This window comes from Acidaminobacter sp. (genome assembly GCF_030247605.1).
Lineage (GTDB): Bacteria > Bacillota > Clostridia > Peptostreptococcales > Acidaminobacteraceae > Acidaminobacter.
Map to the genome: position 1 here is coordinate 195474 of NZ_JAOTSB010000002.1, position 16376 is coordinate 211849.

The following is a 16376-nucleotide window of genomic DNA, read 5'->3' on the forward strand; positions in this document are numbered from 1 at the left end:
ATCAGACCATCCACTTTCCAATGAGTAGCGTCGCAAGTGAAAAATATATGGTGAGACCCGTAATGTCAACGGTCGTTGAGATAAATGGCGCTGAGGCCACAGCAGGATCGACGCCGAGCTTTTTAAAAACCATAGGCACCAGAGTTCCAATGGCTGCGGCTGTCAGAATATTGGAGAACATAGCGATCCCAACGATCAGGCTGATCATCAGGCTGCCATTTGTCAGGGAAGCTGCGATCCCAACGATCAAGCTGCAGACAAGTCCCACAATAAAACCCGTCGCCACTTCCAGGAGAAAGGTCCTAACGGCTTCTTTGCCTTCCACATAGCCTATGGCGATGCTTCTGACCGTAATAGTCGAGGATTGGGTGCCAACATTACCGCCCATACCTGCCAATAGCGGCATAAACATAGCCAGGGCGGAATGGGCGTCCAGTGTGCCCTGATATCGCGCCACGACGTTTGCTGACAATAGTCCTCCAAAGATAGTGATGACCAGCCAGGGCAGTCGGGAGCGCACAGAGCGCACGACCCGAAGCCAGGACGCGTCGTCTTCTTCGTAGATCTCCAGATCCGAAGAGCCCGCAAATTTATAGATATCCTCTGTGGCTTCTTCCTCAATGACGTCGAGAATGTCGTCGACGGTAATGATGCCCTTGAGTTTCTCTTCCTTGTCTACGACTGGCATTACCATGAAGTCATATTTGGAAAAGAGTCTTGCAACCTCTTCCTGATCCTCATCATCATAGACTGAGATGACATTGTCATTCATGATCTCGCTGATTTTCATGTCCGGAGCGGCCACAATGAGCTGACGCAGGGATATGACCCCCGTCAGGACGCCTTCCTCATTCGTCACAAAGACATAATAAATGGTTTCAGCGCCGGGTGCATGATGCCTGAGGTAAGTGATCGCTTCGTCTATGGTCATTTCAGTGGTAAGCGTAACGTAATCCTTAGTCATCCGGCCGCCGGCGGAGTCCTCATCATATTCCAAGAGAGTCTCAACCTCGGAGGCAATCTCCTCATCCATATAGGACAGCAGCTCTTCTTGTTTTTCTTCAGTCAGTCCCGAAAGTTTGTCGACAATGTCGTCCTGGGCCATATTGTCTATGACGCGAGACCTCTTATCTTCATCCATGCCCTCGATCAATTCAGAGAATAGTTCGGAGCCAACTTCCTCAAGGACTTCAGAAGCATCCTCAAAGTCCAGCAATTCAAAATAAGCCTGTCTGTGTTCCTCGCTGAGTTCCTCGAGAATTTCAGCCCGGTCTGCATAGTGCAGCTTTTCATCTAATGTTCGTACAGCCTCATAAGCCCCAAGCTCGAGGAGCTCTACCAGCTGTTTTATCAATTCCTCTTGTTCGATCTCCTGAAGATTTGCCATACGTCACCCCCGAGCTTTGTTACTTTATAAGTTATTCAATTATAAACCATTATCCAATTGGGGTTATTCTTTGTAGCCAAAGTTCTTGAGCATCAAGTCATTGTCCCGCCAGCCAGGACGAACCTTAACCCAGAGCTCCAGAAATACTTTGGATCCCAAAAGGCGCTCAATTTCCTCTCTGGCGCTTTTTCCCACGCCCTTTAATTTTCGTCCGCCTTTACCGATGATGATCCCTTTATGACTTTCGCGCTCACAGACAATGACCGCTCTAATATCCACCATGTCGCTGTTTTCACGATTCTTCATAGCCTCAATTTCAACTGCGACCCCATGGGGCACTTCCTGATCCAGATAGTGGAGCAGCTTTTCGCGAATAATCTCTGCGACGATTGCACGCTCAGGCTGATCCGTAATCATGTCTCCCGGATAATACATAGGTCCTTCCGGAAGATACCCAATCACTTTATCGATGACGACATTGATGTTTGCACCCTGGAGTGCCGACAGACTGACAATATCCTTAATAAAACTGTACTCACTGTAAATTTTTGTAATGATGGCATATTGCTCGGGCATGATTTTGTCGACTTTGTTGATGGCGAGAATCACAGGCGTTTTGACGTTCTGGAGATGCTCGAGAATAAACTTGTCTGACGGTCCTAGGGACAGTGAGTCATCCACCATAAAAATGATGGCGTCGACTTCCTTCAAGGTATCCAGCGCGGTTTTGATCATGAAATCGCCCAGCTTATTTTTGGCTCTTGTCATGCCGGGGGTGTCCACAAAAATGATCTGGCTATCCTTCGTCGTGTAAATCGCTTGAATTCTATTGCGGGTCGTCTGCGGCTTATCTGACATAATGGCGATTTTTTCGCCGGTAATCGCGTTAAGAAGTGTTGATTTCCCAACATTTGGTCTGCCTATAATTGAAACAAATCCTGATTTGAATGACAACTAAGTTCCTCCTGACATAAATGGTAAAACTTAAGTGAAAGACCTCTTATATTTGCAAGTCTGCCTGTGTAAAAGAATGTGGAAGCAGCTCAGACAGCCTGTGAACGACGAGGCTTCCCCCACGATCCAGGATCACATCGAGATCGCCAAATTCCATCAGCATTTGGCGACAGATGCCACAGGGATAGGTTGGCAGCTTTGATTCGCTGACAATCGCAATCGCCTTAAAGGACCTGCAGCCCTCTGAAACTGCTTTAAACAGCGCTGTACGCTCTGCGCAGTTGGTAGCCCCATAGGAGGCGCTTTCAATGTTGCAGCCCGTATAGACATCACCGGTGCTCGCCAGGAGCGCTGCACCCACATTGAACTTCGAATAGGGTGTATAGGCAAATTGCATTGCTTCATATGCCATCTCAATGAGTTTTTCATAAGTGATCTCCATTTTATGCCCCCTCATTCCAGACCGGCTCCAGCCACTGAGGTATAACCTGAATCCAAGTTACACCCGGATTCAGCTGTATAGCCGTGCCCTCTTCGGTTTTATAGATTGTTTGAGCGCGTCGGTCCGCTTTTTCCCATTGAATTGGAATTCGGGCACCCATACTCATATACCAGCCTTGGCCTGAACCAACGTCATCCATAACCAACCGGCCTTCATTGTCCACAGTTTTCGTTCTGACAGTTTGAATAATGACATTCGTCACCATGAGCGGTGTATTATCCAGTTCATCCACATGAGGCGCGCCATTGACCTGGCGGCTATAGGCTTTTAATGCCTCATCATAGAGATACCCTGATGCATAGCCGCTGCTGCCCTGTCTGTATACCAGCCTGACAGAACCGGCCTGATCTTCAGAAGGCGGCGCTGCGGTCTTCGCATAGATTGGAACATCAAACTCCGGCTCGACCCGGTATTTTTTCCTGTCAGCATCTTTTCGAATCGCGTTCAGGGTTGAGTACATATTATGCGGTATTTTCTTGTGACTTCTTCTCCAGAAAATATTTCGCCCTGCAGATAAGCCGTCAATATCCGCTACTTTTAGTTTGGACAGGTCATTAAAGGCTTGAGGGGATCCCCCAACATGGACATAGAGGCCGTCATACTCAAGTGCCCTGTTTATGAAGTAGGGTCTTGCACTTCTGATGGGCCCGACTTCATAGTCACCCGTACCGGTAAAAACGGCCTCGTAGCGGGTAATGTTGCCCTCGGCCAGCATCTCGTATACGAAGAGTGCCTCTTTTAAACCTGACTGAGGCCTGGCGCCCGCGTGATTATCCATCATCACAAAGACAGGACGGTCTATAAGCCAGCGCGCCGTCCAGGTCTGGCTGTCTTCAGATGGCAGCTCGACGACAGGCTCAGGTTCAGGCTCCGGTTCCGGGACTGATACTTCTACAGGCTCCTGGACCTCGGCTTCAGGCTCAGCAACAGATGACCCGGGCGTACAGCCCACAAGTGCTGCAATCACACACACCCATAACGATAGCGTAACCAGTTTGCCAGACCTCTTTTTTCTCACCGAAAAGTTGTTTGGAAGCACATTGTCACTCAGTCGCTCCACGGCCCGCCACATGACTACACCTCACGGGTAATGCCAAGTTCTTCGAGGATTGACTCTTCCAGTGCGCGCATCTGTTTTTGGTCTTCGTCCGTTTCGTGGTCATAACCAAAGAGGTGAAGCATGCTATGGGCTGTCAAAAAACACATTTCACGTTCAAAGCTGTGCTTATAATCATTTGCCTGAGCCAGCGCGCGCTCGACGCTAATGACAATGTCTCCCAAATACATGGGATCAGGAAGGTCCTCCATATCTTTTATGGCGTCGTACTGAGGGAATGAGAGGACATCCGTGACTTTGTCGATCCTTCTGTGCTCAAGGTTGAGCTGATGAATCTCAGCGTCATCAACTAATGTAAGATCGACCTCGCACTCATAATCTTCAAGATTTTCATATTCGAGTGCCATTTCAATGACCTCAGTCAATTTGGCGACCAGCGATTCAGGTACAGATTTACGGTCCTGCCGGTCCTGAAAATTGATATGCACCATCTCCATTGCCCCCTATCAGAATTTTATCCTCTTCCCTGGCTGCGTCCGTCTTGTGACTCCCGGCTCTTTTTAAACCTTGCATTCTGTTTGGCTTCCTGTTTGGCTTCCTTTTTGGCTTCTTCTTTATACTGAATCCGCTTTTCATATTTGTCGTATTCCTGAATTATGCGCCGCACCAGCGTATGTCTGACGACGTCGCGATCCGTGAATTCGACCATGGAAATTTCTTCAACGGATTTTAGCACCTCGGCAGCATGGACCAGCCCCGACTTTTTTCCGGAAGGCAAATCGATCTGGGTAATGTCTCCATTGACTACCACTTTTGAGCCAAAGCCAAAGCGTGTCAGAAACATTTTCATTTGTTCAATGGTTGTATTCTGTGCTTCGTCCAGAATGATGAAGCTGTTGTCCAGCGTTCTTCCGCGCATATAGGCCAGCGGTGCGACTTCAATCAAACCGCGTTCTTTATATTTCAAATAGGTCTCTGTCCCAAGAATATCATAAAGCGCGTCATATAGCGGCCTCAAATAGGGATCGACTTTCATCTGCAGATCCCCGGGCAAAAATCCAAGGCTTTCCCCTGCCTCTACTGCAGGTCGAGTGATGACAATCCTGGAGACTTCGTCATTTTTAAAAGCCTTGACCGCCATAGCTACCGCCAGATAGGTCTTACCAGTACCTGCCGGACCAATGCCAAAGGTGACGTCGTGCTTCTGAATGGCTTTGACGTATTTCTGCTGACCCAGGGTCTTGGGCTTGACGAACTTTCCCTTTGAGGTGACCACGAGGATGGCGTCTGAAAGTCCGGGCAGTTTGTCGCCCTCACCTTCTCTGAACATAGTCATGAAATAGTCCAGTTTCTGGGCATCCAGCACTTCGCCGGCCTTTATGGCGCCAATCAGAACCTCAATCAGTTTTTCCACGACATGAACCGTTTGATCTTCTCCAATGATGATGACTTCGCCGTCCCTGGAGGCAAGCTTGACTTTAAAGGCATTTTCAATGCGCATCAAGTTTTCGTCCAGGTTCCCAAACAATTTATAAAGAACTTCCAAATTATCTACACTTATTCTTCGTTCATGTGTCTCCAATCGATTGATCCGCCCTTTCTGAAACGTTAAAACATCCTACCTTTGATTTTAACACAATCCATTGGTTTAGGCGTCAAAAGGATGCAAAAATCCGTCTGAAATAATTATTACGGTCCGCGTCCCCAATCTCAAATTGGGGACCGTAATATAGTTGTAACATAAAAAAAAGGCCGCTGAATCAGCGGCCTCGTTATTACTGATTTAATTGTTCCTTGACGAGTGTGGCAACCAGTTTCCCGTCTGCCAGACCTTTCGTCTTGGGTGTCATGATGGCCATGACTTTTCCCATGTCTTTAGGAGAAGATGCGCCTGTTTCAGCGATCGCCTCCAAAACCATGGCTTTGATTTGCTCCTCTGTAAGCTGTTCCGGAAGGTAGGCTTCTAAGATATGGATTTCAGCCAAAGCTTCATCCACCAGATCCTGACGGCCGCCTTTAGCGAATTCTTCAATGGCCGCTCGTTTCTGTTTGATTTGCTTGGCGACGATTTCCACAATATCCTGATCAAGAAGTTCTACGCGTTGATCGACTTCAACCTGTTTGACTGCTGCGCGAAGCATAGTGACGGTCGTTTTCCTAAGAACGTCCTTTTCCTGCATGGCAGTCTTGAGGTCCTGCATCAACAAATCTTTCAAGCTCATTCAACTCACCCCTGACTTCCAAGGAGAGCGACTAGAAAGATTTGCTCTTGCTCTTTCTTCTCGCAGCCTCGGACTTCTTCTTGCGTTGTACGCTTGGCTTTTCGTAATGTTTTCTCTTTTTGACTTCCGCAAGGACGCCAGCTTTTGACGTCTCTTTCTTAAAACGTCTAAGTGCACTATCTATTGTTTCGGTAGCTCCAACTTTAATTCCTGCCACAGCTATTCCCTCCCCCCGTGTCAAACTTGCATTCTGGTGACAGCACCGCTGTCGTTACAGAGGAATAATAACAGAATACTAGGACATTATACATTAGGAGCATTCAAAAAGCAACTGTATTTCGTATTGTACCGTTTTTATCAACCCGGAGGCCAGTCCAGATAGCGACCGCCTAAAAGATGGAAATGGAGATGATCCACAGTCTGCCCGCCATCTTTTCCGCAATTGTTGACGATCCTGTATCCGTTTTCTTTAAGCCCCAGCTCTGAAGCGACCTGTACAGCCACTTTAAAGACATGGGCAATCAATCCGGACTCAGCTTCACTGAGTTCATTTGTCGAAGCCAGATGCTTTTTGGGAACGATCAAAACGTGCACCGGCGCGACAGGCGATATGTCGTGAAAGACAATGACCTGCTCATCTTCATACGCTTTATTAGATGGGATTTCACCACCAGCAATTTTACAAAACAAACAATTCTGCATACTATGCCTCCTCATCCATTAAAGATCCCATAAAACCGTGCTCTGTCAACGCCTCAAGTTTAACCTTGGCAATCTTTCCAATATAGCCAGGGCCAGCCTCAACTTTGACTCTGAGATAATCCGGCGTCAGGCCTTCGATTTCTTTTATACCCAGTTCAGGAACCCCTTCAAACAATACTTCTTTGACACTGCCCAGCCATTGTCTGTTATAGTCGGACTCAAGCTGGTCCTGAAGCGCAATCAGCCGCTCGCTGCGTTCATGACGAACTGCGTGATCCACTTGATCCTTCATGGTCGCAGCAGGTGTCCCCGTTTTGGCAGAATACTGAAAGACGTGAATCTTTGCAAAGCCGACCTGTGAAGCCAGGGTTATGGTGTCCCGGAACATCTCTTCAGTTTCCCCCGGAAAACCGACTATGATGTCTGTGGTCAGGGACGGCCTGTCGAACTTGGTTTTCAAACGCTCTACAACCTCCATAAAATCCGAGGCGGTATATTTACGGTTCATGCGTTTTAAGACAGGATCTGAACCGCTTTGCAAAGATAAGTGGAAATGAGGGCATATAGATTTTAACCGGCTGAGACGCTCGACAAATTCCGCTGTCATCAGCATGGGTTCTATCGAACCCAACCTGAGACGCTTGACGCCTTCTATTGCGTCCACGCGCTCAATGACATCAATCAGACTCAGGGCCTGCGCCTCCGCCTGAGATTGCTCAACTTCTCTGCCGTAGGACGCGATATGAATTCCCGTCAGGACAAACTCGCTGAATCCGTGCCCGACAAGCCTTGTGACCTCAGATTCGATATGATCGATACTGCGGCTGCGTATTCTGCCTCGGGCATAGGGGATAATGCAATAACTGCAGTACTGGTTGCAGCCTTCCTGAATTTTGATAAACGCCCTGGTCCGGTCGCCATGCTCGTCAATTTCAAGCTCTTCAAACTCAGCGACCTCCATGATGTCGCCAACGGCGCTGACTTTGTCCCAAGGACCAAGATCCTCAATATAATCCACAATCTTCATGCGCTCGTTGGTGCCGAGCACCAGGTTGACCCCTTCAATCCGCATGACCTCATCCGCTGCCACCTGAGCATAGCAGCCGACCACAGCAATGACCGCCATGGGATTCTGCCGCCTCGCCCGTCTGGCTATAGACCTGGATTTCCGGTCGCCCAGGTTCGTGACGGTACAGGTATTGATGACGTATACATCCGCTGGGTCATTCTCATGGACAATGTCGTAGCCGCGATCTCTGAACAGCTTCGCCATAGCGTCCGATTCGTATTGATTGACTTTGCATCCCAGTGTTGAAAATGCTACTGTTCTTGACACGTGTTACCTTCCTCCCATATCCCCGAGTACATACTGAATAATACTCAGCAGTGCCAGGCCCGCAGTCTCTGTCCTAAGGATCCTAGGACCGAGGCCGATAGTTATAAATCCCATCTCACTCAGTTCATGTACTTCTTTTTCAGTCAGACCGCCTTCCGGCCCAATCATGATCGCCACACGACACTGCAGATCATCACGCCGCCGGGCTTCCTCCAAATGTTCCATCAGCGGTTTCAATGCTGCCCCTTCATAAGCCAGGAGCTTGAGTCCATCCTGAGATGTTAACTCTTGGATTGCCTTCAGCTTGACAGGCTCTAAGACCTCCGGCTCCAGAGCCCGCTTGGACTGCTTTGCTGCTTCGTGGGCAATCCGGTTCCAACGCTCTGTTTTCTTGGCTGCATCCTTTGCATCCCTTATTCTGGCAACGCAGCGCTCACACTCCACGGGTACAATTCTGACCGCCCCAAGCTCTACTGCTTTCTGTATAATGAACTCCAGTTTGTCGTGTTTGGGAAGCCCTTGAAAAAGCGTAACCTCTACAGGAGATTCCCTGTGGATTTCAATCTTCTTGAGACATAAAACTTCCATGACACTGTCTTCAGTCTGATTCAAAAGCGCCGTCTTTATTTCAGCTATATATTCACCACCGTCTGCATCCGTCAGCTCAATGTGGTCACCTACACTCAGCCTCAGCACCCTCAACGCGTGATGCACTTCCTCCTGTGACACAACTCGCACTGTACACGGGCATTCCATAATGACTTGGTCGACAAATAGTCTATGCATGTCCGCCGGCGCGCACCAGAAGTGCTCGCCATTCTCCTCTCTCACGCACTTCCAAGACTTCGTACCCATTTTTAGACATGGCTTCAAGGACAATTGACAGCTTTTTATCCAATATTCCTGAACTGATCCAGACTGCCCCTGGATTCAAATAGGATTTCATGCTGTCCGCAAGGGAGGCGACAACATCCGCAATGATATTTGTCACCACGAGGTCCGCCGGCGAATCGACGACCTGCATCAGGTCACCTTCACAGACCTGGATCACATCAGTAACTTGATTGGCCTCGACGTTTTCTCTCGTGACTTCCACTGCTGCGGGGTCAATATCTGCCGCTACGACCTCCCCGGCGCCGAGTTTCGCAGCCACTATAGCCAGAATACCGCTGCCACAGCCAATATCGTAGACTTTGCTGCCCTGCACAAGATTTTCTTCCAGAAGTTCCGCACACATAGTTGTGGTCTCATGTGTCCCGGACCCGAAGGCACCGCCAGGATCCAGCTCGATCACCAAGTCGAGAGGCTCAGCGTCAAGGACTTGCTCCCAGGACGGCTTGATGATCAAATGTCTGCCAATACGTACGGGATGGTAATATTTTTTCCATTCGTTTGCCCAGTCAGACTCTCTGACTTCTTTAATTTCAACTTCTCCAAGTCCGGGATCCAGCCCAAAGGTCGAAAGGTCAGCGACTTGGGCCTGAATCACAGGGATGAGCGCTTCCGGCGCCTCCATTTCCATATAGGCTTTGACAAGCGCGCCTTCAAACTCAAATTTAATTTCGCTTCGGTCAAAATAATCCCAGTCCCCTTCATAACCTTCATTGAAAATAGGATCGTTGGGGTCCTCGACGACAATGCCCTGAGCGCCCAGCTCATATAATAAATTTGTGACTGCGTCCACAGCCATTGAGGTTGTTTTGACTTTTACTTCAAACCAGTTCATGGTTTCTCCTCCAATACGGTCTAATACAAACTGTTGTGAATCCTGCTGAAATTATATCACATCTTCCTTCTGAATTTACAGCAAAGCAGACCTGAAGCGGCATTCGTTTCACGGGAACGAATGCCGCTTCAGGTCTGCGCACAGCAAAACAACTATGGTTCAATTATTAAAGGCTTCTTTGACCTTCTCAAAAAACTTTTTTTCACCTTTGGGCTGATCCGTTTTTTCCGCTTCAAACTTTTCACCCATAGACTCCGCAAAGGCTTTGAGCGCTTCTTTCTGCTTGTCGCTGAGTTTTGTCGGAATCTTAACTATGACGCGAACATACTGGTCGCCACGGCCATAACCATTGAGAACAGGAACGCCCTTGCCTTTAAGTCGGAAGGTTTTTCCGCTTGGGGTACCTTCCGGTATTTTATAGGACACTTTTCCGTCAAGTGTTGGCACTGTGACCTCGTCTCCAAGCACTGCCTGAGTGTAGGAGATCTCTATGTCGCAGAAGATATCGTTGCCATCCCGCTTAAAGATGTCGTGGGCAAGCACCTTGAGGACGACGTAAACATCCCCTCTTGGACCGCCTTTGGCGCCCAAATCGCCCTCTTCTCTAAGCGTCATCTGATTGCCGGTTGAAACACCTGCTGGAATTTTGACATCAATAGTGCGTTTTTTCTTAACTTTTCCTTTACCCTTACAGGTGTGGCACGGCTTCTCTATGGTTTTGCCCGTGCCGCCGCAAGCCTGGCAAGGGCGCACTGAAATAGTCTCGCCAAATAGGCTGCGCTGGGAATATTTAACTTCACCGGCGCCGCCGCACTGAGAACATGTATTGACTTTCGAGCCTTCCTCCGCACCTGTGCCGCCACAGGTATGGCAGTCCTCAGTACGATAAAACTCAATCTTTTTATCAACGCCAAAAGCTGCCTCGACAAAGGTCAGCGTCATGTCCACTCTAAGATCTGCGCCTTTGGTCGGACCCGCACGTCGTCCGCTTGAACGGAAACCGCCAAACCCGCCGCCAAACATCTCATTCAAAATGTCCTCAAAACCGCCAAAATCGCCAAAGCCGCCTGCGCCGCCATATCCGCCTGTATTCTGGTTTACGCCGGCATGCCCGAATTGATCATAAAGATTGCGCTTTTCAGTATCGCTGAGAACTTCATAAGCCTCGTTGATCTCTTTAAATTTCGCTTCAGATTCTTTATTATCCGGGTTTTTGTCGGGATGATACTTCATCGCCAGTTTACGAAACGCTTTTTTTATTTCATCCTCAGAGGCACCTCTGGCGACGCCTAGAACCTCGTAATAATCCCTTTTATCCAAAATCCCTACCGCCTTTCTTTCGATGGATCGAGAAGATGCCTATGCAGATTAAGTTTTGCAGGGCGCCCAGCAAGATCCGTGTTTTAGATCTCGCTGGGCACCCGTTAGACATCTCTTTCTATTATTAATCCACGACTTCGTAATCGGCGTCGACGACTGTGTCGTCGACCGTTGGATGGGATGTCGAGTCATTTGCGCCGGCATTAGTCTGAGCTTCTTGTGAGGCTTTCTCATACATTTTTTGCGCAATCGGATGGAACGCGTTGGTCAGTGCTTCAACCGCAGCCTTAATGGCCTCTGCGTCGCTGCCTTCCAGGGACTTTTTCGCAGCTTCAATTTTTTCTTTGAGATCCGTTTTCTCAGCTTCTGTTGCACCGTCTCCAATTTCAGCAAGGGCTTTTTCAGATTCATAGATCATGTTGTCCGCATTGTTTCTGACTTCCGCGAGTTCTTTGACTTTGAGGTCTTCTTCTGCAAACATCTCTGCTTCTCTGACCTTTTTCTGAATTTCTTCCTCGTTCAAATTGGTCGTCGCTGTGATCGTGATGTGCTGAGTCTTGCCTGTGCCAAGATCTTTAGCGCCAACATGTACAATGCCGTTGGCGTCAATGTCAAAGGTGACTTCGATCTGCGGCACGCCGCGTCTTGCTGGAGGAATACCGTCCAGCTGGAAGCGGCCAAGGGTGACGTTATCCTTGGACATAGGACGCTCGCCCTGGAGAACGTGAATATCAACCGCAGTCTGGTTGTCAGCTGCTGTGGAGAAAATTTGGCTCTTTTTAGTAGGAATAGTGGTATTTCTCTCGATCAGCTTGGTGAAGACGCCGCCGAGGGTTTCAATGCCGAGAGAAAGTGGGGTGACATCGAGGAGAAGGACATCGTGAACTTCGCCGGAAAGAACACCTGCCTGAATAGCAGCGCCAAGGGCGACGCACTCATCCGGGTTAATACCTTTATGCGGCTCTTTGTTAGTGTATTTCTTGACCACAGCCTGCACCGCTGGCGTTCTGGTAGATCCGCCGACGAGGATAACCTGATCGAGCTCTCCAGCCTGAAGATTCGCGTCAGCGAGGGCTTTCTTGAGCGGCTCAATGGTCAAATTCACTAGATGCTCTGTCAACTGGTCAAATTTTGCGCGTGTCAAATCCATATTGAGGTGAAGCGGACCATCTGCTGTCGCAGTGATGAACGGCAGATTGATATTCGTAGTTTGAACAGTCGAAAGCTCTTTCTTTGCTTTTTCAGCCGCTTCTTTCAAGCGCTGATGAGCCATTCTATCCTTAATGAGGTCAATGCCGTTTTCTTTCTTGAAGCTGTCAGCAAGGAAGTTGACGACTACTTCGTCAAAGTCATCACCGCCAAGGTGGTTGTTGCCGTTAGTCGCGAGAACTTCAAACACGCCGTCTCCAATTTCCAGGACGGAGACGTCAAAGGTACCGCCGCCAAGGTCGAAGACGAGAATTTTCTGTTGCTTGTCTGTTTTATCGAGACCATAGGAAAGTGACGCAGCTGTTGGCTCGTTGATGATCCGCTTGACGTCGAGACCGGCGATTCTGCCAGCGTCTTTAGTCGCCTGACGCTGGGCGTCTGAGAAGTATGCCGGAACTGTGATGACGGCTTCGGTGACTTTTTCACCAAGATAAGCTTCAGCGTCTGCTTTGAGCTTCTGTAGAATCATAGCGGAGATATCCTGTGGCGTATAATTTTTCCCGTCAATTTCGACATGGAAATCTCTGCCCATGTTGCGCTTGATTGAAGCAATGGTTCTCTCAGGATTTGTAATAGCCTGACGCTTTGCGGTTTCTCCGACGAGTCGCTCACCGCTTTTGGTGAATGCGACCACGGAAGGTGTGGTTCTATTGCCTTCAGCGTTAGGAATTACAACTGGCTCTCCGCCCTCGAGAACAGAGACGCAGGAATTGGTGGTGCCAAGGTCAATACCGATAACTTTTGCCATTCTGATTTCCTCCTAATATAAAGTCAGTTTGATTGTGTTTTCATAATGGTTGTGCGGACAGATTCATTTGAACCAAAGTCAATTGCCTTAAAAAAGTCAATAGCTTTTAATGAGAAGATACCTTGACCATAGACGGACGAATCACCTTTTGGTTCAGGGTATAGCCTTTTTGGAACTCATCAAGAACCGTATCCGGCGCTATGCCTTCAGCAGCCTCTGTCATGACCGCGTGATGCATGACCGGGTCAAAGAGTTGTCCGACAGCCTCAATGGTAGCCACACCATAGTCCTTCAAAAGATCACTCAAGCTTTTGCGAATCATTTCTATGCCGCTGATCAGATTTTTGTTCTCTTCGCAGTCGTAATCCACCGCGCTTAAAGCTCTGTCGAAATTGTCCAGGACTTTCAGGAGATCGACGACAAGTTTTTCGTTGCCGAATTTGATCAGCTCCTGCTTCTCTTTTTCAACGCGTCTTCTGTAGTTTTGATATTCAGCGGTCAGACGCAGGAACGCATCACCTTTGGCGGCCAATTCCTCCGTCAGACGTTTAATTTCCTTGTCTGCGTCGTTTGTCGGGGGCTCGGGTGTTTCCAGGTGACCATCGGCCACCTCATTTTCCTTTGTCCCCTGAGGAGCTGTCTCAAGAATCGTTTCCTGTTCATTTGCTGTCTGCTCTTTGTGTGTTTGTTTTTTCAATCTTTACACCTGCCTGTCTTATAAGTGGATGCCGGAAAAAAGCTCGGATAAAGTTTCCCTGATATAGTTCACCATGGTCATGGCGTGGCCGTAATCCATGCGGGTCGGTCCTAAAAGCGCGATCTTGCCGGCTGCCACATTATTGACGCGGTAAGGGGTCGACACGACACTGCAGCTGGAAAAAGCCTCCAGACCAATTTCCGAACCAATTCTGACGGAAATGCCTTCATGCTCGAGAACTCCAATCAGACGTTCCACAATTTTGTTTTGTTCGAGGGCCTCTGAAAGCGATTTGGCTTTCTGTCGCTCTTCAAAGTCCTGCATGGCATAAATTCTGTCTTTGCCTTCAATGACATACTCAAATCGGTCGAATTCCCTGAATGTCTCCCTGACAATGGGAAGAAGATACTCGAGTACTCGGCGGTACTCAGGGTATTCCACCATGAGAGCGCCCATCTTCCTGATGTCGATCTCTTCAATGTGGCGCTCGTTGAAACGCTCACGGATAAGATCCGAAAGGGTATCCAACTCATTTTGCTCAACATCTACAAAATCGATTGGGATAGATTTAAAAACCCCTGAATCCGCCACAAGAATCATCAACACTTTCGAATGGATGATTTTGACCAGCCTGAAATTCGTCAGCCGGCTCTTCTTGAATTGCGGCAGTGAAATGACAGAAACCATGCCGGTCAATTGACTCAGCAACTGAGCAGCCTGTCTGACGACGTCCTCAACCTCGATCAGGTTGCCGTGAAGAAGCCCTTTGATGAGATCCATCTGATCCTTGTCAATGGGGCCGTCTGTCAGCAAACGGTCGACATAGAGCCTGTACCCTTCCTCGGAAGGAATGCGCCCGGCCGATGTGTGAGGTTGAAGTAAGTACCCCAGTTCTTCCAGGTCCGCCATTTCATTTCTTATGGTCGCGGAACTGATGCCTACCGGGAACTTCTTGGCTATTGTTCTGGAGCCTACGGGCTGAGCGGTATCGATGAAGTCATCAATTATGAGCTTCAGGATCCGCAGCTTGCGATCGTTGATTTGCATGCCTTCACATCCTTGTTGTTAGCACTCATGTTTGACGAGTGCTAACTCGATCAAATTTAGAATACCACCGCCTCCTTCACCTGTCAAGAGTTTCTCTGAAAAACGCAGAAAAAGGAAAACGAAAAGGAAATCTTGAAGGGTGCAGAACCTAAAAATGGATGTAAAGGGAAGCCTCAGCTTACTCAGGTCCCCTAACATCCATATTGTCCAAAGTCATCACATAAGGTGTCATGGACTAACCATATGCCTGCCCATTACCCGACCCTATTACTGTTTGTAAAATTCATTCAAAAAATTCTACAATAACAGCATTGGCAAAATCCAGGCCTGCCTCTGTCAGTCTCAGGTGCTCCTTCTGAAGGTCAATCCAGCCTGTCCCTTTTAGTTTTTCAATGGCGGTCTTCTTTTCATTTAAAAAGGATTTTCCGTATCTCGCCTGATACTGCGAATAGGGGATCCCCTCAGAAAGTCTCAGGCGCAGCATGATCCACTCTTTTTCGTCCTCCTGAGGGCTGATGGCTTCCTCTGAAATAACGGGCAGCGTTTCATGGCTCAAATCATGAATATATCGGTTGAGATCCGAGGTGTTTTCATAGCGCACACCATTCAGATATCCATGGGCAGACAGTCCAATTGCCGCATAGGAACCGCAGTTCCAATAGTTTAAATTATGCCGGCACGCTCTTCCCGGCTTCGCATAGTTTGAAATTTCGTAATGCTGATAACCCCGTTCTCTCAGAACTTCACGGATCCTATGGTCCATCTCCCGTTCCAGAGTTTCCTCCGGCAGCTTCAGAAGACCCTGGCGCTCCATTCTGTCAAAAGGCGTCCCCTCTTCAATCTTCAAACCATAAGCTGACACATGCTCCGGATCAAATTGTTTCAACCAACTCAGCGTCTCGTCTATGGCGGACAAAGTCTGTCCGGGCAGTCCTGTCATCAGATCCAGGTTGATATTGTCGAATCCCGTTTGGCGCAAGGCGTTAAAAGCTGTCGTGACCTCTTCCGGCGAATGGATGCGGCCTATGGCCCTCAGCAGGCTGAAGTCCATACTTTGAACGCCCATACTGAAGCGGTTGACACCAATACTTTTAAGAGTCTTTGACAAAGCTAAATTGACGGATTCCGGATTGCCTTCAACGCTCCATTCAGAAAGCGAGGACAAATCAAAAAAGCGTTCAAACAGCCTGGAGAGCCTGTGCCAATCCTGGTCCTCCAGCAGTGTAGGTGTTCCGCCGCCAATAAAAATGGTTTCAGGCATCAGTCGGCCATAACGGGCTGCATGAAGCTGCACTTCCTTCTCGAGGGCATCCAAATAATCCACTCGCCGGCTCAAATCCGGCATGGAGCAAAAATCGCAATAGTAGCATTTGCTCCTGCAGAACGGAATGTGTACATATAATCCCAGACTCATTTGGCGCCTCCATTTCAATGACTGGCAGTGACCTGCACTGCGTTTTCCCAAAACA

Annotated in this window: 17 protein-coding genes; all 17 read right to left on the bottom strand. The window is 48.5% G+C overall.

Going from position 1 to position 16376, the window contains the following annotated elements:
- Position 1: 1 nt before the first annotated feature.
- Complete coding sequence (gene mgtE / locus OEL90_RS00930; protein ID WP_291401181.1) at positions 2-1387, bottom strand: magnesium transporter; 1386 nt, start codon at positions 1385-1387, stop codon at positions 2-4.
- A 63-nt stretch (positions 1388-1450) separates the two neighbouring features.
- Complete coding sequence (era, locus tag OEL90_RS00935; RefSeq protein WP_291401180.1) at positions 1451-2341, bottom strand: GTPase Era; 891 nt, start codon at positions 2339-2341, stop codon at positions 1451-1453.
- A gap of 46 nt (positions 2342-2387) precedes the next feature.
- Positions 2388-2783, bottom strand: a complete 396-nt coding sequence (locus OEL90_RS00940) for a cytidine deaminase (protein WP_307730765.1) — start codon at positions 2781-2783, stop codon at positions 2388-2390.
- 1 nt (position 2784) lies between these two features.
- On the bottom strand, positions 2785-3903 hold the full coding sequence (locus tag OEL90_RS00945; RefSeq protein WP_300686697.1) for a DUF3048 domain-containing protein: 1119 nt from the start codon (positions 3901-3903) through the stop codon (positions 2785-2787).
- Positions 3904-3917: 14 nt separating this feature from the next.
- Entirely contained in the window at positions 3918-4391 is a 474-nt protein-coding gene (ybeY, locus tag OEL90_RS00950; RefSeq protein WP_291401178.1) for an rRNA maturation RNase YbeY, read from the bottom strand.
- Between the two features lie 23 nt (positions 4392-4414).
- On the bottom strand, positions 4415-5482 hold the full coding sequence (locus OEL90_RS00955; RefSeq protein ID WP_291401177.1) for a PhoH family protein: 1068 nt from the start codon (positions 5480-5482) through the stop codon (positions 4415-4417).
- A gap of 193 nt (positions 5483-5675) precedes the next feature.
- On the bottom strand, positions 5676-6122 hold the full coding sequence (locus tag OEL90_RS00960; RefSeq protein WP_291401176.1) for a GatB/YqeY domain-containing protein: 447 nt from the start codon (positions 6120-6122) through the stop codon (positions 5676-5678).
- Positions 6123-6153: 31 nt separating this feature from the next.
- Positions 6154-6339, bottom strand: a complete 186-nt coding sequence (rpsU, locus tag OEL90_RS00965) for a 30S ribosomal protein S21 (RefSeq protein WP_291401175.1) — start codon at positions 6337-6339, stop codon at positions 6154-6156.
- A gap of 140 nt (positions 6340-6479) precedes the next feature.
- Positions 6480-6824, bottom strand: a complete 345-nt coding sequence (locus tag OEL90_RS00970; protein ID WP_291401174.1) for a histidine triad nucleotide-binding protein — start codon at positions 6822-6824, stop codon at positions 6480-6482.
- A gap of 1 nt (position 6825) precedes the next feature.
- Positions 6826-8160, bottom strand: coding sequence for a tRNA (N(6)-L-threonylcarbamoyladenosine(37)-C(2))-methylthiotransferase MtaB (gene mtaB, locus OEL90_RS00975; protein ID WP_291401173.1), 1335 nt, complete (start codon positions 8158-8160; stop codon positions 6826-6828).
- A 3-nt stretch (positions 8161-8163) separates the two neighbouring features.
- A complete protein-coding gene (locus OEL90_RS00980) occupies positions 8164-9015 on the bottom strand; it encodes a 16S rRNA (uracil(1498)-N(3))-methyltransferase (RefSeq protein WP_307730767.1) in 852 nt (283 codons plus the stop codon).
- Positions 8939-9886, bottom strand: coding sequence for a 50S ribosomal protein L11 methyltransferase (gene prmA, locus OEL90_RS00985; RefSeq protein ID WP_300686702.1), 948 nt, complete (start codon positions 9884-9886; stop codon positions 8939-8941). Before prmA ends, OEL90_RS00980 begins: the two co-directional genes overlap by 77 nt.
- 159 nt (positions 9887-10045) lie before the next feature.
- The gene (gene dnaJ / locus OEL90_RS00990) at positions 10046-11209 is read right to left on the bottom strand and encodes a molecular chaperone DnaJ (protein ID WP_300686901.1); all 1164 of its coding nucleotides are present in this window, start codon (positions 11207-11209) and stop codon (positions 10046-10048) included.
- Positions 11210-11330: 121 nt separating this feature from the next.
- The gene (dnaK, locus tag OEL90_RS00995; protein WP_291401171.1) at positions 11331-13163 is read right to left on the bottom strand and encodes a molecular chaperone DnaK; all 1833 of its coding nucleotides are present in this window, start codon (positions 13161-13163) and stop codon (positions 11331-11333) included.
- Between the two features lie 106 nt (positions 13164-13269).
- The gene (gene grpE, locus OEL90_RS01000) at positions 13270-13860 is read right to left on the bottom strand and encodes a nucleotide exchange factor GrpE (RefSeq protein ID WP_291401170.1); all 591 of its coding nucleotides are present in this window, start codon (positions 13858-13860) and stop codon (positions 13270-13272) included.
- Between the two features lie 18 nt (positions 13861-13878).
- Positions 13879-14907, bottom strand: coding sequence for a heat-inducible transcriptional repressor HrcA (hrcA, locus tag OEL90_RS01005; protein WP_291401169.1), 1029 nt, complete (start codon positions 14905-14907; stop codon positions 13879-13881).
- Positions 14908-15190: 283 nt separating this feature from the next.
- The gene (gene hemW, locus OEL90_RS01010) at positions 15191-16321 is read right to left on the bottom strand and encodes a radical SAM family heme chaperone HemW (protein WP_291401168.1); all 1131 of its coding nucleotides are present in this window, start codon (positions 16319-16321) and stop codon (positions 15191-15193) included.
- Positions 16322-16376 lie beyond the last annotated feature (55 nt).

Excerpts from the sequence above, each read along its gene's own strand:
- mgtE (WP_291401181.1), bottom strand. The coding sequence starts at position 1,387 with ATGGCAAATCTTCAGGAGATCGAACAAGAGGAATTGATAAAACAGCTG.
- OEL90_RS00940 (WP_307730765.1), bottom strand. The coding sequence starts at position 2,783 with ATGGAGATCACTTATGAAAAACTCATTGAGATGGCATATGAAGCAATG.
- ybeY (WP_291401178.1), bottom strand. The coding sequence starts at position 4,391 with ATGGTGCATATCAATTTTCAGGACCGGCAGGACCGTAAATCTGTACCT.
- OEL90_RS00960 (WP_291401176.1), bottom strand. The coding sequence starts at position 6,122 with ATGAGCTTGAAAGATTTGTTGATGCAGGACCTCAAGACTGCCATGCAG.
- OEL90_RS00970 (WP_291401174.1), bottom strand. The coding sequence starts at position 6,824 with ATGCAGAATTGTTTGTTTTGTAAAATTGCTGGTGGTGAAATCCCATCT.
- OEL90_RS00980 (WP_307730767.1), bottom strand. The coding sequence starts at position 9,015 with ATGGGTACGAAGTCTTGGAAGTGCGTGAGAGAGGAGAATGGCGAGCAC.
- prmA (WP_300686702.1), bottom strand. The coding sequence starts at position 9,886 with ATGAACTGGTTTGAAGTAAAAGTCAAAACAACCTCAATGGCTGTGGAC.
- dnaK (WP_291401171.1), bottom strand. The coding sequence starts at position 13,163 with ATGGCAAAAGTTATCGGTATTGACCTTGGCACCACCAATTCCTGCGTC.
- hrcA (WP_291401169.1), bottom strand. The coding sequence starts at position 14,907 with ATGCAAATCAACGATCGCAAGCTGCGGATCCTGAAGCTCATAATTGAT.
- hemW (WP_291401168.1), bottom strand. The coding sequence starts at position 16,321 with ATGAGTCTGGGATTATATGTACACATTCCGTTCTGCAGGAGCAAATGC.